This is a genomic window from Vibrio sp. 1978, from assembly GCF_033344345.1.
Genome location: NZ_JAWPOP010001003.1, coordinates 1 through 521, shown reverse-complemented (window position 1 = coordinate 521; position 521 = coordinate 1). Strand labels below are relative to the sequence as shown.

Below are 521 nucleotides of genomic sequence, written 5' to 3'. Positions count from 1 at the left end.
TTTCTGAAACTCGCCAATTCCCACGTGCAGGTAAACGCGTAATGGTTATCGGCGGTGGTGACGTTGCAATGGACTGTGCACGCTCTTCATGGCGTATTGGTGCAAGCGACGTTTACCAATGTTCACTTGAGAGCCTAGAGAACCTACCTGCAAGCCAAATCGAAATCGACGAGTCGCTAGAAGAAGGTGTCGAGTTCAACGCAGGTTGGGGCCCAGTAGCTATTGAACATGAGAACGGTAAAGTAACCGGCATCACTATCAAGAAAGTCCTGTCTATCTTTGATGAGCAAGGCAACTTTGCACCTCAGTACAGCGAAGAAAGCAAAACCATCTCTGTAGACACCATCGTTTTTGCAACCGGTCAAATCGTGGCAGACATTACTGACGGTGCACTAGAGCAAACTCGCGGCGGCCGTTACGTTGTCGATAAACAAACGTTAGCTTCTAGCCTAGAAGACGTCTTCGTAGCTGGTGACGCGTGTGGCGGTAACATCGTGATTGAAGCGATGGCATTAGGTCGC

Annotated in this window: 1 protein-coding gene; it reads left to right on the top strand. The window is 49.5% G+C overall.

Annotation, left to right across the window (positions count from 1 at the left end; translation table 11 throughout):
* Positions 1-521: FAD-dependent oxidoreductase (locus tag R8N49_RS30335; protein WP_318190849.1), on the top strand; the 521-nt coding region annotated here is incomplete at both ends.